General features: G+C 67.9%; 18 protein-coding genes and 1 riboswitch. Of the genes, 10 read left to right on the plus strand and 8 right to left on the minus strand.

Features of this window, described 5'->3' with window-relative positions; all coding sequences use genetic code 11:
- The first annotated feature begins 10 nt into the window (after positions 1-10).
- The 7 genes from AB0L70_RS15660 (at position 11) to AB0L70_RS15690 (ending at position 6,554) form a co-directional block, all read left to right on the plus strand.
- Positions 11-958, plus strand: a complete 948-nt coding sequence (locus tag AB0L70_RS15660) for a DNA-3-methyladenine glycosylase 2 family protein (RefSeq protein ID WP_363684344.1) — start codon at positions 11-13, stop codon at positions 956-958.
- A gap of 21 nt (positions 959-979) precedes the next feature.
- On the plus strand, positions 980-2,227 hold the full coding sequence (locus tag AB0L70_RS15665) for a cation:proton antiporter (RefSeq protein WP_363684346.1): 1,248 nt from the start codon (positions 980-982) through the stop codon (positions 2,225-2,227).
- A gap of 155 nt (positions 2,228-2,382) precedes the next feature.
- Positions 2,383-3,348, plus strand: coding sequence for a helix-turn-helix domain-containing protein (locus tag AB0L70_RS15670; protein WP_363684348.1), 966 nt, complete (start codon positions 2,383-2,385; stop codon positions 3,346-3,348).
- 65 nt (positions 3,349-3,413) lie between these two features.
- Positions 3,414-3,557: riboswitch (SAM riboswitch) on the plus strand.
- 13 nt (positions 3,558-3,570) lie between these two features.
- Positions 3,571-4,833: a threonine synthase gene (thrC, locus tag AB0L70_RS15675; protein ID WP_363684350.1), complete on the plus strand. Its 1,263-nt coding sequence runs from the start codon at positions 3,571-3,573 to the stop codon at positions 4,831-4,833.
- Positions 4,830-5,105, plus strand: a complete 276-nt coding sequence (locus AB0L70_RS15680) for a ubiquitin-like small modifier protein 1 (protein WP_363684352.1) — start codon at positions 4,830-4,832, stop codon at positions 5,103-5,105. The genes thrC and AB0L70_RS15680 overlap by 4 nt, the downstream gene beginning before the upstream one ends.
- 42 nt (positions 5,106-5,147) lie before the next feature.
- Positions 5,148-5,528, plus strand: a complete 381-nt coding sequence (locus AB0L70_RS15685) for a VOC family protein (RefSeq protein ID WP_363684354.1) — start codon at positions 5,148-5,150, stop codon at positions 5,526-5,528.
- Between the two features lie 9 nt (positions 5,529-5,537).
- Complete coding sequence (locus AB0L70_RS15690) at positions 5,538-6,554, plus strand: zinc-dependent alcohol dehydrogenase family protein (RefSeq protein ID WP_363684356.1); 1,017 nt, start codon at positions 5,538-5,540, stop codon at positions 6,552-6,554.
- A gap of 107 nt (positions 6,555-6,661) precedes the next feature.
- Here AB0L70_RS15690 and AB0L70_RS15695 read toward each other — a convergent pair whose 3' ends face one another.
- From AB0L70_RS15695 to AB0L70_RS15715, 5 genes are all read right to left on the minus strand, one after another.
- Entirely contained in the window at positions 6,662-7,405 is a 744-nt protein-coding gene (locus AB0L70_RS15695; protein WP_363684358.1) for a C1 family peptidase, read from the minus strand.
- 31 nt (positions 7,406-7,436) lie between these two features.
- The gene (locus tag AB0L70_RS15700; RefSeq protein ID WP_363684776.1) at positions 7,437-7,511 is read right to left on the minus strand and encodes a hypothetical protein; all 75 of its coding nucleotides are present in this window, start codon (positions 7,509-7,511) and stop codon (positions 7,437-7,439) included.
- Between the two features lie 49 nt (positions 7,512-7,560).
- A complete protein-coding gene (locus tag AB0L70_RS15705) occupies positions 7,561-8,784 on the minus strand; it encodes a hypothetical protein (RefSeq protein ID WP_363684360.1) in 1,224 nt (407 codons plus the stop codon).
- 232 nt (positions 8,785-9,016) lie between these two features.
- Positions 9,017-9,967, minus strand: coding sequence for a dihydrodipicolinate synthase family protein (locus AB0L70_RS15710; RefSeq protein WP_363684362.1), 951 nt, complete (start codon positions 9,965-9,967; stop codon positions 9,017-9,019).
- Positions 9,968-9,977: 10 nt separating this feature from the next.
- A complete protein-coding gene (locus tag AB0L70_RS15715; protein ID WP_363684364.1) occupies positions 9,978-11,108 on the minus strand; it encodes a dipeptide epimerase in 1,131 nt (376 codons plus the stop codon).
- Positions 11,109-11,203: 95 nt separating this feature from the next.
- Here AB0L70_RS15715 and AB0L70_RS15720 point away from each other — a divergent pair, with 95 nt between their 5' ends.
- The gene (locus AB0L70_RS15720) at positions 11,204-12,169 is read left to right on the plus strand and encodes an LLM class flavin-dependent oxidoreductase (protein WP_363684366.1); all 966 of its coding nucleotides are present in this window, start codon (positions 11,204-11,206) and stop codon (positions 12,167-12,169) included.
- Here AB0L70_RS15720 and AB0L70_RS15725 read toward each other — a convergent pair.
- Positions 12,166-13,305 carry an AI-2E family transporter gene (locus AB0L70_RS15725; RefSeq protein WP_363684368.1) on the minus strand — a complete coding sequence of 380 codons (1,140 nt, stop codon included), beginning with the start codon at positions 13,303-13,305 and terminating at the stop codon, positions 12,166-12,168. The two genes, AB0L70_RS15720 and AB0L70_RS15725, sit on opposite strands and share 4 nt — an antisense overlap.
- A 165-nt stretch (positions 13,306-13,470) precedes the next feature.
- Here AB0L70_RS15725 and AB0L70_RS15730 point away from each other — a divergent pair, with 165 nt between their 5' ends.
- Positions 13,471-14,568 (plus strand): hypothetical protein, encoded by a 1,098-nt coding sequence (locus tag AB0L70_RS15730; protein WP_363684370.1) that lies wholly within the window; start codon positions 13,471-13,473, stop codon positions 14,566-14,568.
- 24 nt (positions 14,569-14,592) lie between these two features.
- Complete coding sequence (locus AB0L70_RS15735) at positions 14,593-15,078, plus strand: hypothetical protein (RefSeq protein WP_363684372.1); 486 nt, start codon at positions 14,593-14,595, stop codon at positions 15,076-15,078.
- 9 nt (positions 15,079-15,087) lie between these two features.
- On the opposite strand, the gene AB0L70_RS15740 is transcribed toward AB0L70_RS15735, so the two are convergent.
- Together AB0L70_RS15740 and AB0L70_RS15745 are read right to left on the minus strand one after the other, a co-directional pair.
- Complete coding sequence (locus AB0L70_RS15740) at positions 15,088-15,960, minus strand: carbohydrate ABC transporter permease (RefSeq protein ID WP_363684374.1); 873 nt, start codon at positions 15,958-15,960, stop codon at positions 15,088-15,090.
- Positions 15,960-16,775, minus strand: coding sequence for a sugar ABC transporter permease (locus AB0L70_RS15745; RefSeq protein ID WP_363684376.1), 816 nt, complete (start codon positions 16,773-16,775; stop codon positions 15,960-15,962). Before AB0L70_RS15745 ends, AB0L70_RS15740 begins: the two co-directional genes overlap by 1 nt.
- Positions 16,776-17,030 lie beyond the last annotated feature (255 nt).

Below are 17,030 nucleotides of genomic sequence, written 5' to 3' on the forward strand. Positions count from 1 at the left end.
GACTTGGCGGGTGAGTTCGGAGGTGCGGGTCTGGCGGGCTGGGCGGGTTGTAGATCCGCACTCGGTGATCGGTGGATTGCGGAAGGGGCCAGGGGATCCGGCGTACGTGTTCGACCCGCTGCGGCGGACGGTGTGGCGGGCTACCCGGACGCCCGAGGGGCCGGTGCTTCTCCGGTTGACGCCGTACGCCGGAGCTGTCGAGGCGGAGGCGTGGGGTCCGGGTGCGCAGTGGGCGCTCGACGGGGTGCCGGAGTTGCTGGGGGAGAAGGACAGCTGGGACGGGTTCGAGCCGCTGCCGGAGCATCGGGCGCTGGTGGATGCGGCCCGGCGGTTCCCGGATGTACGGGTGCCGCGGACGCGGGCGGTGTTCGAGGCGATGGCGGCCGCGGGGATCGAGCAGGTCGTGACCGGCAAGGAGGCGTTCCGGGCGTGGCGAGTCCTGCTGCGTGAGTACGGCGACCCCGCGCCTGGCCCGACCGGTCCAGAAGGACGCGTGCTGATGGTGCCGCCGGCGCCGGAGGAGTGGCGGCTGATCCCGTCCTGGCAGTGGTTGCGGGCGGGTGTTGAGGGCCGCCGATCGCGAGTGGTTCTGACTGCGGCGACCCGGGCCAAGGCGTTGGAGCGGACGCTGGAGCTGACCGACTCGGCCGAGATCGAGGCACGGTTGCGATCGCTGCCTGGTGTGGGCGTGTGGACCGCGGCCGAGGTCCGGCAGCGGGCACACGGCGACGCCGACGCCTTCTCGTTCGCGGACTATCACGTGTCGCGCGACGTCTCGTACGCGTTGATCGGCGAAGAGCTCGACGACGACGGCTGCGCCGAGCTGATCGAGCCGTACCGCGGTCACCGCTTCCGGGTGCAACGGCTGTTGGAGATGGCCGGGAACCGGCATCCCCGCTATGGGCCGCGCAAATCGTTGCCAACTCACACCCCGGGTGCGACGCATCGTCTGCGGTAGTCGGGGCACTAGGTTCCCATCATGAAGATCGACGGGGACGGCCTGTATCTCGTGGCAGGCCTGGCGCTGCTGCTCGGCGCCGTCCTGCCGCGTCTGCTCCGCCGGTACGCCGTCTCCGCACCGATCGGTTTTCTCGGTGCCGGCCTGCTCCTCGGCCTGGCCGTCGACCAGTCCCACCTCAGTCCGATCGTCGAATCCGGCCTCACCGAGCACCTCGCCGAGCTGACGATCCTGGTCGCTCTGATGGGTGTTGGCCTGGCCATCGACCGCCCGATCGGATGGCACCGGTGGAAGGTGACGTGGCGGCTCCTGCTGGTCGCGATGCCCGCATGCATCGCCGCCGTCGCCGGCGCAGGCTGGCTGCTCGGTCTCGCTCCGGCGACCGCCCTGCTGCTCGGTGCCGTGCTCGCTCCGACCGATCCCGTGCTCGCCTCGGACGTCCAGGTGCAAGGCCCGTCGACGGGTGCGGAAGCCGAGCCGGAAGAGGACGACGAGGTCCGCTTCGCGCTCACTTCCGAGGCCGGCCTGAACGATGGCCTGGCCTTCCCGTTCGTCTACGCGGCGGTGTTCGGGGCGACCAAGGGTGCGGTCGGTGGCTGGGCGCTCGAGTGGTTCGCCTGGGACCTGGTCGGGCGGACCGTGATCGGTGTGGCGGTCGGCCTGGGCGTCGGCTGGCTGCTCGGCAAGATGGCGTTCTCCGCACCCTCGCGCACCTTCCGCCTGGCAGATTCGCGTGAGCCGGTGCTGGCGCTCGCGATGACGCTGGGCGTCTACGGACTCGCCCAGGTACTGCACGGCTACGGATTCATCGCGGTCTTCGTCGCAGCACTGACGCTCCGCGCGGCCGAACGGCATCACGACTTCCACGAGGACCTGCACGGGTTCGTCGAGCAGCTCGAACACATCCTCACCTGGGGGATCCTGCTGCTCCTCGGGTCCGCGATCACGGCCGGTCTGCTCAAGCCGCTCACCCTCGCCGGCGCCGCCCTGGGACTACTACTCGTGCTGGTGCTCCGGCCCCTGACCGCATGGGTCGCGTTGGCCGGGACCCCGCTGCGCCGCTCCGAACGCTGGGTGACGGCCGCTTTCGGCATCCGGGGAGTCGGGTCGGTGTTCTACCTGGCGTACGCCGGTTCAGACTTCGGCACCGATCTGCCGTGGTTGTGGGCGACCGTCGGCTTCACCGTCGTACTGAGCGTGGTTGTTCATGGTGTCGCCGCGACGCCGCTGATGCGGATGCTCGACGTACGCCGGGATCGGGCCGGCTGAGCGCCCTCGTTGCCGGCCGGATCCCGTGGCGGATCGCATTGGCGGCGTGGATTCCGGCGGCGAACTCCTTCAGTGCGGTGAACATACGTCCATCGTCCGAGGCTGCGCCTCGACGGAGAAGTGGCGTAAACGACGCCTGTCGCTAAGATTTTGACATGGCCCAGCAGACCGTATCGGTGCTCGCGTACGACGGTATGACGGCCTTCGAAGCCGGGATCGTGATCGAGGTGTTCGGGCTGGTCTGGCCGGACATCGACCAGCCCTGGTACGAGCTGAAGGTCTGCACCGAGACCCCGGATCCGATCCGCGTGATCGGCGGCGCGACCCTCAGCAGCCCACACGGACTCGAGGACTTCGCCGCGGCGGACACGGTCGTTATCCCGAGCGTCGTCGACCCGCGCGACGAGACGTCCGCGGAGCTCATCGAGGCGTTGCGGACAGCGCACCGCCGTGGCGCCCGGATCGTGTCGATCTGCTCGGGTGCCTTCGCGCTCGCGGCCGCCGGCCTCCTCGACGGTCGCCGCGCGACCACCCATTGGCGGTACGCCGACCTCCTGCGCGAGCGCTACCCGGAGGTCGTGGTGGATCCGGATCCGCTCTACACCGACGAAGGCGACGTACTCACGAGCGCCGGCTGCGCGGCCGGGCTCGACCTCGCGTTGCACCTGGTCCGCAAGGACCACGGCGCGGCCGTAGCGAACGCGGTTGCGCGGCGACTCGTGATCCAGCCCTACCGGTCCGGCGGGCAGGCGCAGTACATCGAATCCCCGGTGCCGCCCGACGCCGGCGACGACTCGGTCGCCCAGAGTCTTGGTTGGGCGCTCGAGCACCTCGCCGAACCCATCGGCGTACCGGATCTGGCCAAGCAGGCGGGACTGTCGCCGCGGACCTATCTGCGACACTTCGCGAAAGCCACGGGTACGACGCCCGGCAAGTGGCTGATCGCCCAGCGGGTACAGGCGGCGCTGAGCATGCTGGAGACCGGGGATGCGCCGGTGGAGGAGATCGCGGTGGCTGCCGGGTTCGCGACCCCGGTGACGCTGCGGCATCACTTCGCCAAGCAGCTCCACACGTCGCCGTCGGCGTACCGCCGTACCTTCCGTGAGCGTCGCCGCAGCTGAGATCGGCTGTCTCGGATGGTGGGAACGGAAGACACAATATGGACCCGATTGGGTAATGTCGGAGGAGCTCATCCAGAGGGACTGAGGGAAACGGCCCGTTGAAGTCCCGGCAACCCTCCCCGTCGAGCCCCCGCCCGGGGCGCCTCGCGGTGGAACGGTGCCAAATCCGTCCCGCCGCCGAGATCCGGTGTTCGCGGGGAAGATGAGAGGGGAACCTCACTCATGAGCCTGGCCACCACCACCCACACGATCCGTGAAGGTGCCTTCGGCAACGGTACGCACCTGAGCTGTCGCGCCTGTGGGGCGAAGTCGCCACTCGGCCCGTTCTACGCCTGTATGGAGTGCTTCGGTCCGCTCGAGGTCGGATACGAGTACCCGACGATCACCCGTGAGCAGATCGAGGCCGGTCCCAAGAACATCTGGCGCTACCAGCCACTGCTGCCCGTCCCGGTCGACGTGGCCAGCTTCCCGAACACCGAGCCCGGCTACACCCGGCTCGTCGACGCGCAGAACCTGGCCCGCGAGCTCGGCCTGCGCAAGCTGTGGGTGAAGGACGACTCCGGCAACCCGACCCACTCCTTCAAGGACCGCGTGGTCGCGTCCGCCCTGAGCGCCACCCGCGAGCTCGGCATGACGGTCTTCGCCTGCCCCTCCACCGGCAACCTGGCCAACGCCGTCGCCGCGGCCGCCGCCCGGGCCGGCATCCGCTCGGTCGTGTTCATCCCGCACGACCTCGAGCGCCCGAAGGTGATCACCACCGCCGTGTACGGCGGGACCCTGGTCGCCGTCGAGGGCAACTACGACGACGTGAACAAACTGGCCTCCGAGATCGCCGGTGAGGAGGAGGGCTGGGCGTTCGTCAACGTCAACGTCCGGCCGTACTACTCCGAGGGCTCCAAGACGCTGGCCTTCGAGATCGCCGAACAGCTCGGCTGGCGGATCCCGCAGCAGTTGGTGATCCCGGTCGCGTCCGGCTCGCAGCTGACCAAGATCGACAAGGGCTTTACCGAGCTCGGCAAGCTCGGCCTGGTCGACGCCACCGACTACAAGATCTACGGCGCTCAGGCGACCGGCTGCTCGCCGGTGGCCCAGGCGTTCCGGGCCGGCCACGACGTGGTCAAGCCGGTGAAGCCGGACACGATCGCCAAGTCGCTCGCGATCGGCAACCCGGCCGACGGACCGTATGTGCTCGACGTTGCTCGCCGTACCGGTGGTGCGATCGAGGATGTCAGCGACGAGGAAGTTGTCGAGGGCATCCAGTTGCTGGCCCGGACCGAGGGCATCTTCGCCGAGACCGCGGGCGGCGTGACGGTCGCGACGTTGAAGAAGCTGATCGCCACCGGCCAACTCGACCCCGAGGCCGAGACGGTGATCATCAACTCCGGCGACGGGCTGAAGACGCTCGACGCCGTGGCCGACCGGGTCGGCCCCAAGGTGACCATTCCCGCGTCGTACGACGCCTTCGTGAAGGCAGGCCTGCAGTGAGTGTGAGCGTTCGCGTCCCGACCATCCTGCGGCCCTACACCCAGGGCGTCTCCGAGGTCTCCGCCGAGGGCTCGACCCTGAGCGAGGTGCTGGACTCGCTGGACGGTTCGTACCCCGGTATCAAGAGCCGGGTGCTGGACGACTCCGGGGAGCTGCGCCGGTTCGTGAACGTGTACGTCGACGATGACGACGTACGGTTCGCCGACGGGCTGCAGACGGCGATCAAGGACGGCGGGCAGATCTCGATCATCCCGGCCGTCGCCGGCGGCTGATCCGGGCGCGGATCGTCCGGAATAGGTACTACCGTCGCCTGCATGGCGACGAACTGGACTATCGGTGCGGATGCGGCCGAGCCGCAGCGGCTCGCGGACTTCTGGGCGGCGGCGCTCGGCTACATCCTGGAGCCCGGGTACGACGACCCGGACGGAGCCTCGATCGTGGACCCTGACGACGTCGGGCCCGCGATCGGGTTCCTCCGGGTGCCCGAGCCGAAGACCTCCAAGAACCGGCTCCACATCGACATCCGGGTCGCCGGGCCCGTTCGCGATGAGGCGGCTGCGGACCGGATGCGGTCGAAGGCGGCCTCGTTGGTGGAGCTTGGTGCTGTGCAGGTGCGGGAGGAGTTCTACGGTCCCGACGTACTGGGCCACATCGTCATGCTGGACCCGGAGGGCAACGAGTTCTGCGTCGGTTAGGGTGCCGGAATGCGCGCTGTGGTGGTTTCGGAGTACGGCGTACTGCCCGTTGTGGAGGAGGTCCCGGAGCCTGCTGTTGCTCCTGGCTCCGTGGTTTTGAGGGTCGAGGCGACGGGGCTCTGCCGGAGTGACTGGCACGGGTGGATGGGGCACGACTCGGACATCGTGCTGCCGCATGTGCCGGGACACGAGTTGGCCGGGACGATCGCTGCTCTCGGTGCGGGTGTCGAGGGTTGGCAGGTTGGCGATCGGGTCACGACGCCGTTCATCTGTGCGTGTGGATCCTGTGAGCAGTGCCTTGCCGGTGACCAGCAGGTGTGCGTGCGGCAGGAGCAGCCCGGCTTCACCTACTGGGGCTCCTTCGCCGAGTACGTCGCCGTCCCGTACGCCTCGGTCAACCTGGTCAGGCTGCCCGATTCGTTGGACTTCGCCACTGCGGCGGGCCTCGGTTGCCGCTTCGCCACGTCATTCCGCGCCATCCGCCAGGTCGGCCGGGTGGCGGCTGGGGAGAACGTGGTCATCTTCGGCTGCGGCGGGGTCGGGCTGTCCGCCGTGATGATCGCTGCGGCCCTCGGCGCTCGGGTGATCGCCGTCGACACGAATCCGGATGCGTTGAAGCTGGCCCGTTCGTACGGCGCCTCCGACACGCTGACCGCATCACCGCAGACGGTCGACGAGATCCACGCCCTCGGCGGAGCCCACGTCACGATGGACGCCCTGGGCTCGAACGACATCGTCCAGCAAGCCCTGCAAGCGTTGCGCCCCCGAGGCCGCCACCTCCAGGTAGGCCTGCTCCCGTCCGGCGTCCACCTGGACGTCAGCCGCCTCATCGGCCAGGAACTCGAATGGCTGGGCAGCCACGGCATGCCGGCCCACGCCTACCCCGAAATGCTCTACTTAGTTGCCACCGGCAACCTAAACCCCGCCGACCTGGTCACCCGCACGATCTCCCTCGAGGAAACCCCCGTCGCCCTAGCCGCCCTCTCCACCGCCACCCCGGCCGGCGTCACCATAATCCAGCCGTAGACCTCAGGCTGCCTTCGCCGCCCGCCGGGTGGATTGGGGAGCATCTTGTGCCGTTCTGGGGGCAAGATCCTCCCCACCCGAGCTGCGGCCTGCCGATGTGGTGAGGGTTAGAGGACTGCGCCGTAGGCCTCGGTGAAGGCGGCTTTGGTGTAGGCGTTGGTTGCGTAGGCGTAGCCGTTGTCGCCCCAGTTGGTGCCCCAGCTGTTGCGGACGATGAAGCCGGTGCTGGTGTAGCCGACGAGGGCTACTGCGTGGCCGGCAGGTTCGGCGGGCTGCTTGTAGGTGGTGAGTTTGCCCTTGGGGGCCTTCATCCAGGTGGAGTCGACGTCGAGGCGGACGAGGATCGGTCCGGCGTTGGCGATCCATTTGCGCCAGTCGGCCAGGTCTCGGCCGAGGTTGAAGTACGACGCGATCTTCAACTGCGCGGCGATGGCGTAGAAGGTCGCCGTCGGGCCGCCGTACAGGGTCGTCGGTTCGAACGGCAGGAGCGATTCGCGGACCGAGCCCCACTTGCGGGCGACGTCAAGGGCCGCCTTCAGCCAGGTGCCGCTCGTATCGATGAAGGTCGTCGGGCGGTCCACCGACTCGTCGGTTTCCTTCGCGGCCATCCAGATGAAGCGCTGGGACATCTTGTCGGCCTTGTCGATGCGGCTGGCCTGTACGAAATGCCAACGCAGTACCGAATCCGCCAGCGCCCAGCCGACACACGATCCGGTCGACTTCTGATCACCGATCTCCCACCAGGAGTCGTCGCGAAGATCCATCGACTTGGGCACTTGAGCCGCAGCCACCAGACCGGCTTCGTCCGCGGTCCGGTACCCCCAGTCGTTCTCCTGCTCGGGCGACGGCAAACAGTTGAGAATGCGCGTAACCCCCGCAACCTCAGCCGTAGCAACACCTGCAGTCGGATAACTGTCCATAATTCCCCCACCCCCAACTCCAAACAGCTCCCACCACCCCCGATTGTCAACCCCACAACCCACTTGAAGCTCTCGCTTGGGGACTTCTACAGGCGGATGAGGTAGACGGTGGGTGGGCGGCCGGTTCGGCCGTGTTGTTGGGTGCCGGTGGGGGCGGCTAGGCCGGCTCGTTCGAGGCGTTTCAGGACTCGGCGGGCGGTGCGGAGTTGGACGGCCAGGTGGTCGGCTACGTCCTGGGTGGTGAGGCCGTCGGGGAGGGTGGCGGTGAGTTCGCGCATGCGGGCAAGAGTTTGGGTGTTGAGGCCTACTCGGCGGGCCAGCAGCGGGAGGCTTTCGGGGCCTCGGGTGGTGACTGGTTGGTCGCCGGAGGGCTCGATGACGATCTCTACGTCGTCGGACATCGACACGACGCCGGCGACCGTACCGATGGACTCCGCGCGGCTGACGGCGCGGCGGGCGAGAGCTTCGGCTTCTGCCGCCGTACGGCCGACGCCGAAGCCGACGTACGCCGTGCTGTGCCGGGCCGCGAGGCTGTCGAGCAAGGGCATCCGGCTGAACTGTTCGGTGGCCTGCTCGAGCAGGCCGCGGGTGGTGACGACGAGATGCCGGCCGTCGGGCAGCGCGGCCAGGCTGCCGCCGAGCGTGATCAGGTCACCGGCCAATGCGTCGTCCGGTTCGGGGAGGGCGATCACGCCGAGCGCGACCTGTGCGTCGCCGACGTGCTGACCGGTCGTGGTCAGGACCAGCGCCTGCAGGGTGGAGCGGATCGAGTACCGCGACGGGGCCAGGCGGACCGAGGGCATCTCGTTCTCGAGGAGGTGGAAGGCCGAACCGAGGCAGCTGATCGCGACCTTGGTGTCGTGCTTGTCCCGCGCGGCCCGGTGGAACGCGACGATGTCGTCCGAGGTCAGCCCGGGCCGGTACGGCAGCACGTGGATCTGGTCGGTCGGCAGCTTGGCCTCAATTAGCGTCTCCAGGACCTCACTGCGCCGGAGCGTGTCGATGGAGAACTGGGTGACGTTGTGACCGAGCCGGAGCAGTTCGACCAACGCCCGGAGCAGCGTGGCTCCGTCGTACGAGACGTACATCGCGGGCCGGTTGATCGCGCCGGCCTCGGTGGCGATCGTGTACGGCACCACGCCCGTGAACAGCAGTGCGTCGACGCTCTCCTGTGCTTGCTCGACGAGTTCGACGGCCTCGGTCTCGTGCCGGTAGGGCAGCGGGAGGAGGGTCGCGCCGCTCGGCGGGCCGAGCAGGATCACGCGCTGAACCAGGTCCTCCGGGCCGACGACGCCGACCGTGACGCTCATCAGGCCACCGCACTTAGGGTCTGCACGGGACTCCTCTGCACCTTGGGACAGCTCATCGACTTCTGGTCTGGCCCTCAACTCGCAGAATAGCGCAGGAAGCTGCAAAGGCCTTGACGTTCACGCCTGCCTCTTTTAGTTTCGGTCAAGACCACAATTACCGCCATCCCTGAGGCGGTCGAGCCGGCGCCGGTGTGGTGGAGCGAGGGAGGGAGCGCGCCACCTCACGGCCGGCCTAGCCGCGCAGGTCCTCCAGGCAGTGGACGACCACATCCCGCTCGCCAGGCGGCAAGGACGGTCCATAAGGGTCGTACGACGCCTCTTCCGGCAGCAGCCCCTCCCACACAGCCGCCCAGAGCATCCGCTGCACGTACCCCTCGATCGGCGCGTAGAACGTGGCGGCAGCGAACCGGTCCAGCCGCTCAGAGGCCGTCAAGAAGCCACTGTGGTCACCAGCGGTCCACGCCGCGAGCACATCGGCAGACAGCGCGACCTGAGCCGCCGCGATCCCGACCAGGGCGGTATCCGCGCCCCACATAAACGAAGGCCCGTACATGCGGTCCTCGCCAGTGATCAGCAGCTTCCCGGTGCCACGCCCAGCCCAGATGGCGTCCTGGCACCCGATAGCGCGGTCCAGCGTTGCAGTCTTCACGCCAAGCATGGAGTCCAGGCCCAGCAGGTCCCGGATGAGTGCAGGGGAGTACGGGTACCCGCCGGCCTCGCCGTGCAGGTAGAAACCGACCAGTGGCAGCCCGCTCTCCGCTGCGACCCGCTCGTGCAGCGCAACAGCCTGAGCGTCTCCGTCCGGCAGGTCTCCCAGCGCAGCGAGCGGATAGACCATCACTGCGTCCGCACCGCCCGCAGCAGCCTGCAGCGCCATCGCCACAGTCGCGTCTGCCGCCTCCTGCAGCGTCTGCGCGGACTGAGACCGCGGTACGCCAACTCCCGCGACGATGGGCACGTCCGTGGCGGACCGCCACGTCTCCAGGACCTTGGACCGGTCTGACGCGGACAGGTACAGCCCTCGCCCGGTGTGGGCCCACACTGCGATCCCACCGATGGGCGCTGCCGTGAGAGCACCGGCGTACGCGGACAGAGCGTCGTACGCGACGACACCCTCGGAATCCATCGGCGTGACGACCGCGGGGAGCACAGTGCCGCGGAGTTTCTCGATCAGTGCGTGCATGGGTGACCTCTCAGACGTCGTGGCCGAGGCCCGGGCGCTTCGGTACGTCGATCCAGCCGTCGCAGTCGGCGAACACACTCGGAGCCAGCGGGTCCTCGTCGACCATCAGCGGCCCGACGAAGTCGCCCGCGACGGTGGCGCCCGGTACGGCGGCAGCCAGGTGGACCGCGGCCAGTGTGGCCACCCCCAGCTCCGGCATCGAGCCTACCTTCACCGCGAGCCCGGCAGCCTCGGCCACGTTCGCGATCTGGAGCGCGCGATGCAGTCCGCCGACCTTGAGGATCTTGATGTTCAGTACGTCGGCCGCCCCGCGCCGCACGATCTCCAGAGCGTCGTGCAACGAGTGCATGCTCTCGTCGACCATTACGCGGACGTCGAGCCGGTCACGCAGCCGCACGAGTCCAGTCAGGTCCCAGCGGGGAAGTGGCTGCTCCAGGAGGGTCAGACCGGCCTCGGTCATTTTGGCGAGGTACGGGAGCGCTGTGGTTGCGTCGTACCCCTCGTTGGCGTCCAGGCAGAGCTCTGCGTCCGCTGGGATGGCTGAACGGACCGCACGGACCAGCTCGAGGTCCTTGGCCGGGTCCTGGCCGCCCTTGACCTTCAGGTGCTGGAAGCCTCTGGCGGAGTACTCCGCGGCCTCTGCGGCCATTTCGTCGAGTGTTCCGAGGCCCACGACCCAGGTGGTCTGTACACGTTCTCTGACGCTCCCACCGAGCAGTGCGTGCACCGGCCAGCCGCTGAGTCGCCCAGCGAGGTCGTACAGGGCGATGTCGAGCCCGGACTTGGCCACCTGCTGCCCGCGCAGGACGGTGTCCATCAGGACGTGCGCACCGGCCCGGTCGAGCGGATCACGGCCGATGAGGGCCGGTGCGAGGTGCTCCTCGATCGCGGCGGTCACCCCGGCCAGTGTTTCGCCGGTGTACGCCGTCATCGGGGACGTCTCGCCGATACCGATCGCACCGTCCGCGGTGTGGATCTCGACCACCAGGCTGATCAGCTCGGTGCTGATCCCGCTGCTGATCTGGAACGGCCGGCGATACCGGGCGCTGACCACGCGGGTCTTGATCGCGCTGATCGGGCTCGACGGCGCGGCGGGGGTTGGCCCGGTCGGCAACCCGACCGGATGCGATGCAACACTCAATTCCGGCTCCTAGGGTCGCATTCTGATCGGAAAGCATTTACGGTCAAGACCGTAAATACCGCGAGCGCTCCCTGTCAACGGAAGGTGGCACCCCGATGCGGCTGGGTCTCTATCTGAATGGCTACGGCACCCCCGGCGAACCGCCGCGGCTGGCCGACGCCGTCGAGCAGGCGCGACTGGCCGAGCAGGCCGGCTTCGAGTGGATCGTGCTCGGCGAAAGGCACCTGCACCGGCCCGGCTACCACGAGATCCTCACCTCGCTGACCTGGATCGCGGCTCACACCGAGCGGATCGGGATCGCCACGGCCGGGATCGTGGCGCCGCTGTACGACCCCGTCGTACTGGCCGAGACGCTGGCGCATATCGACGTACTGTCGGGTGGGCGGCTGACCGCCGGGTTCGTGCTCGGGTACCGGCCGGAGGAGTTCGCGCTGTACGGCGTGACGCAAGCCGAGCGGGTCGCCCGGTTCGAGGAGTGCGTGACGATCTTGACCCGGCTGTGGACCGAGGAGTCGGTGACGTACGACGGGAAGTTCACCAGCATCCGGGATGCGTTCCTGTCCCCGCGGCCGGTGCAGTCGCCGCGCCCGAAGCTGTGGAACGGCGGCCGGGTCTCGGCGATGCTCGAGCGTACGGCGCGGATGTGCGACGGCTGGACCACGTCCTTCAACGAACTCGACGCGGATCTGCCGGACAAGATCGCCGAGTACCGGGGCTACCCGCGCGGTGAGGGCACGCTCGGGGCCGAGGTGATCATCTGCCGCGAGGGGTTCTGCGCGCCCACGTCCCAGGACGCACGGGATGCGCTGGAGGAGCCGCTCCGCGACCTGTACGACGCCTACACCGGCTGGAAACGCACCTCCGCCGACGCGAGCCGCTACACCCAGGGCTGGGACGACATCGCCGCCCGCAGCGTCATCGGCTCGCCGGCCGAATGCGCCGACCGGATTGCCCACTACGAGCAGATGGGTGCCGACGGCATCATCCTCCGGATCCAGCCTCCGGGCATGCCCCAGGCCGACGTACTCCGCTCGATCGAAGCTTTCGGCAACCTCAGCTAGTCGGACTCGGGCTCGGGCTCCGGGGCGGGCTCGGATTCCTCCTCGTGCGCCGGCGTCGGGGCACCGGAGATCAGTCCACTCACCCAGCGGGTGGACGGATCGGCGTCCAGTAGCAGCGCCTTGGCCAGGAGCGACAGCGGAATGGCGAGGATCGCGCCCAGCGGACCGAGCACCCAGCCCCAGAAGACGAGCGACAGGAATGTCAGCGTGGTCGACAGTCCGACCGCGTCACCGACGATCTTCGGCTGGATGATCGACTGGAAGACGAAGTTGATCACGCAGTACGCCACCACCACCCAGACCAGGGTCGACCAACCTTCGGCGAGCAGGCCCAGCAGCGCCGGCGGGACGACCCCGATGAAGAATCCGATGTTCGGGATGTAGTTGGTGATGAAGGCGAGCAGACCCCACAGCCACGGCAGTGGGATGTCGAGCAGGTAGAGCACCGCGACGTCGACCAGAGCGACGATCAGTCCGAAGACGGTCGAGACGACCAGGTAGCGCGTCGTACCGCGGGCGAAGCCTGCCAGTGCGGTGGTGATCCCGGGCCGAACCTTCGCGGCGTCGGTCAGGCGCTCGGTGAAACCGTTGGCGTCGAGGCCCATGAAGAACAGCAGCACCACGATGAAGCCGAGATCGGAGAAGACCCCGAGCAGGCCGGTCAGCCAGCTCTGCAGGAGGTTGAGCGCCTTGCCGAGGTCGAGCGCCTGCAGGGCTCGCTGGATCTCCTGATTGCCGATCCCGAGTTCGGACAGCCAGCCCCGTACGTCGCCGACGAGTTGCCCGAACGTGCTCTGGTACGACGGCAGCAGAGTGGCCAGCCGCGCGACGGAATAGGCCAGGGCGGCGGCCAGCCCGAGCAACAGCGCGTTCACCACCAGGAGCGCGACCAGTCCGGCGACCCATTTCCGGGCGCCGCGCCGGATGAGCAGCCGGCGCAACGGACTGACGGCGATGGTCAGGACCAGAGCGAGGAAGATCGGGCCGGCGATTCCCCCGAAGGCGCGCAGCCCGGCGGCGGTGATGAACGCGCCGGCGGTCCCGAGCAGGACGACCACGCCGCGCGGGAGCGACCACGGATCAGGCACCGCCGGAGTGGCGTCCAGCGGAAGCGCAGCGTCAGGGGCCTCGGGCATGGTTCGTCACCTCCCTACCCGCCGGACCAGGGGATTCGAACATCCCGGACATCCCGCCCCGCGGCATCACCCGCCCTGGGTGAAGCGTCCGTACCGGCCCACGCCTAGCGTCCGACGAGCCCGCTGGGCGAGGATCAGGGGAGCGCGGCGAGGGAGAGGGGCCGGATGGGCGTCGAGGTCGTGTTCTGGAGCGTCGTACTGGCGCGGTTCGCGCTGCCGCTGCTGATTCCGCGGTATCCACTGCCCGCGATCATCGGCTGTCTGCTGCTCGACGGCGTCGACCAGACCATCTTCCAGACCTTCGGCTACGACCCGCCGAACTACCAGAGCTACGACAAGGCGATGGACGTCTTCTACCTGTCGATCGCCTACCTGGCCAGCCTGCGCAACTGGACCAACCAGGGGGCTGTCCAGGTCAGCCGTTTCCTGTTCTTCTACCGCCAGATCGGGGTGGTGGTCTTCGAGCTCACCGGGCTCAGGTTCCTGCTGCTGGTGTTCCCGAACACGTTCGAGTACTTCTTCATCGCCTACGAGCTGGTCCGCGCCCGGCGGAACCCGCTGCGCTACGGGCTCAAGTTCTGGATGCTGGTGGCGGCCGGGATCTGGATCTTCGTCAAGCTGCCGCAGGAGACCTGGATCCACGTCGCCCAGCTGGACCTGACCGACACCATCCGGGACGTGCCGTGGTTCCTGCCGGCCCTGGTGGTCGCCGTACTCGCTCTCGGTGCGGTGCTGTGGTTCGTCGTCGTGCCGCGGCTGAGTCCGCCCGACTGGCCGTTGCGCCTGAAGGCGGACCCGCTGCCGGTCGAGATGGACGAGGCTGACGAGCGGGTCGCCTACCAGGCCGCGCACCGGAAGGTCTTCGACATGGCGTCGGTCGAGAAGATCTTCCTGATCGGTCTGATCAGCGTGATCTACGGACGGGTCCTGCCCGGCGTCGAGGCCAACGATCTCGAGCTGTTCCTCGGCATCGCGGTCTTCGTCGTACTCAACTCCGCGATCGGACTCTGGTCGGTCCGGCGGGGGTACGGCTGGGACTCCGCCTGGATCTCGTTCGCGGCCGTCTTCGCCATCAACGTCGTACTGGTCGTCGTTGCCGAGCTGCTGCTCCAACGTCGCGACGACGACCTGCCACTGACCGACACTCTGTTCTTCGTGTTCCTGGTCAGCATCCTCACCATGCTCTACGACCGGTACCACCCGGTCAGCGAGTACCGCGCCCGGCGGGCATCGTTGTCCCCCACAACGGATGAGGCCGGGTGAGTCGGTGGTGCGGATGATGAAGTGGTGGACACCGACGCCGAGTCACCCCGGGGAAGGCACCTGACGCCGCCTGTCCCCGGTGAGGTCGAGGTCCCCGAGTGGCCGAGCCGCTGGATCGGCTGGATCATCTTCGCCGGCGTGATGATGATCGTGCTCGGCATGTTCCACGCCTTCCAGGGCTTCATCGCGCTGTTCGACGACGACTACTACCTGGTCACCCCACGCGGCCTCACCATCCACCTCGACTACGCGGGATGGGGCTGGATCCACCTGGGCCTGGGCGTGCTCGTCGTCGCGGCCGGCATCGCCCTCCTCAACGGCCGCCTCTGGGGCCGGATCGTCGGCGTCGTCCTCTCCGTCCTGAGCCTGCTGGTGAACGTCGCCTTCCTCGCGGCGTTCCCGATCTGGTCCACGATCATGATGGCCGTCGACATCCTCGTCATCTGGTCCCTGACAGTCCACGGCCAAGAAATGCACACCATGCTCAACCGCACCCCACCGACGACCTGACAATCAGCCCTAGGCTTTGAGGCCGGACATGGCGATGCTGTCGGTCAGGTAGCGCTGGAGTAGGCCGAAGACCAGGAGGCTGGGGACTACCGTGATGGTGGCGCCGGCCATGATCTGGTTGATCGGGACGGCTTGGGTCTGGAGGGTCGCGAGGCCGACGGTGAGGGTTTGCATCTTGCCGGACTGGCCGATCACCAGCGGCCAGAGGAAGTCGTTCCAGTGCCAGAGGAAAACGAAGATGCCCAGCGTCGCCAGCACCGGGCGGATGAGTGGCATCACGATCATCGTGAAGATGCGCCACTCGGCGGCGCCGTCGATCTCGGCCGCTTCGAAGAGTTCGTCGGGGAGTTGGCTGATGAACTGGCGCATCAGGAACACGGCTTGTGAGTTCGCCAGCGTGGGCACGATCAGACCCCAGTAGCTGTCCACCCAGTCGAGGCGTGCGACCAGGATGTACGACGGGATCAGCGTCGCCTGGAACGGGACCATCAGCGTGGCCAGGAACGCCCAGAACATCAACTCCCGGCCGGGGAACTTCTTCTTCGCGAACGCGTACCCGGCCATCGACGAGAACAGCAGGACGCAGACGACCGACACGAGCGAGTAGATCAGCGAGTTGACCGTCCAGCGGGGGATGTCCGAGCTGGACAGGACCTTCTGGAAGTTCTCGAGGGTGAAGTTGGCCGGGTTCAGCGCGCCCGGGAAGGTCTGGCCGCTGGGTGGTGCGAACGCGACCAGGACCATCGCCGCGAACGGGAGGATCGTGACGATCGCGGTCAGCGTGAGGAGCGTCGGCAGGGTCAGCCGGGCGGCTGGGCGCTTGCCGACGGCATGGGTGTCGTTGGTCTCCTCGACCGGGGGGCGCTCGAGTACGTTCACCATCAGTCGTCCCTCCCGACGAGTCGTCGTTGCACGAGCGAGACGATCAGCACGATCAGGAACAGGACGAGCCCGATCGCACTGGCGTAACCGAAGTCGAAGTACTTGAAGGCGCTGTCGTACAGGAAGTAGACGAGCGAGTAGCTGGAGCGGACCGGGCCGCCGCCGGTCATCACATAGATCGCGTCGAAGACCTGGAACGCGCCGATGGTCTCGATCACCAGCACGAAGAACAGGATCGGGCGGAGCTGCGGGAGCGTGACGTAGCGGAACCGTTGCCAAGTGGTGGCGCCGTCGATCATGGCCGCCTCCAGGTAGGACTTCGGGACCGCTTGCAGGCCGGCGAGCAGGATCAGCATCGAGTAGCCGAAGCCCTTCCAGGCCGAAGTGACGGCGATGGAGGGCAGGACGGATCCCGACTGGCCGAGGAAGTCGATCGGGCCGACCGAGATCAGGCCGAGGAGTGAGTTCAGCAGGCCGTCCTGTACGTCGTAGATCCATTTCCAGATCACTGCCGCCAGGACGATGCTGGTCACGTACGGCAGGAAGAACACACCGCGGAAGAAGCCGCGCTTCCAGATCACCTGGTGCAGGAGTACGGCGGTTCCGAGCGACAGGAGCATGGTCAGCGGGACGAAGATCACCGTGTACAGCAGGGTGACCAGCAGGCTCTCGTGGAAGAGGTTGTCCGAGAGCAGCCGGCTGTAGTTGTCAAAGGCAATGAACGACCACTTACCGCTGAGCCGGTAGTCGGTCAACGAGAGCAGCAAAGCCCCAACCACAGGCAACAGCCGGAACACCAAAAACAAAACCAGCATCGGCGCAACAAACAACAACCCGACCCACGGCCTTCTGAGCGTGCCGCGCCGCCCTGCGGGCGACGCGGCACGCAGGAAGGAAAACCGGGATCCACCACCAGACGACGGACCGCCCGGACCGGAGCCCGCCGGACCGGAGCCCGCACCCGTGCCGGAGCCCGCACCCGTGCCGGGACCGGAGTCCGTTCCCGGGCCGGAGGTCGCACCCGTGCCGGGACCGGAGTCCGTTCCCGGGCCGGAGGTCGAGGTTGGGTG

This window comes from Kribbella sp. NPDC051952 (genome assembly GCF_040680855.1).
Lineage (GTDB): Bacteria > Actinomycetota > Actinomycetes > Propionibacteriales > Kribbellaceae > Kribbella.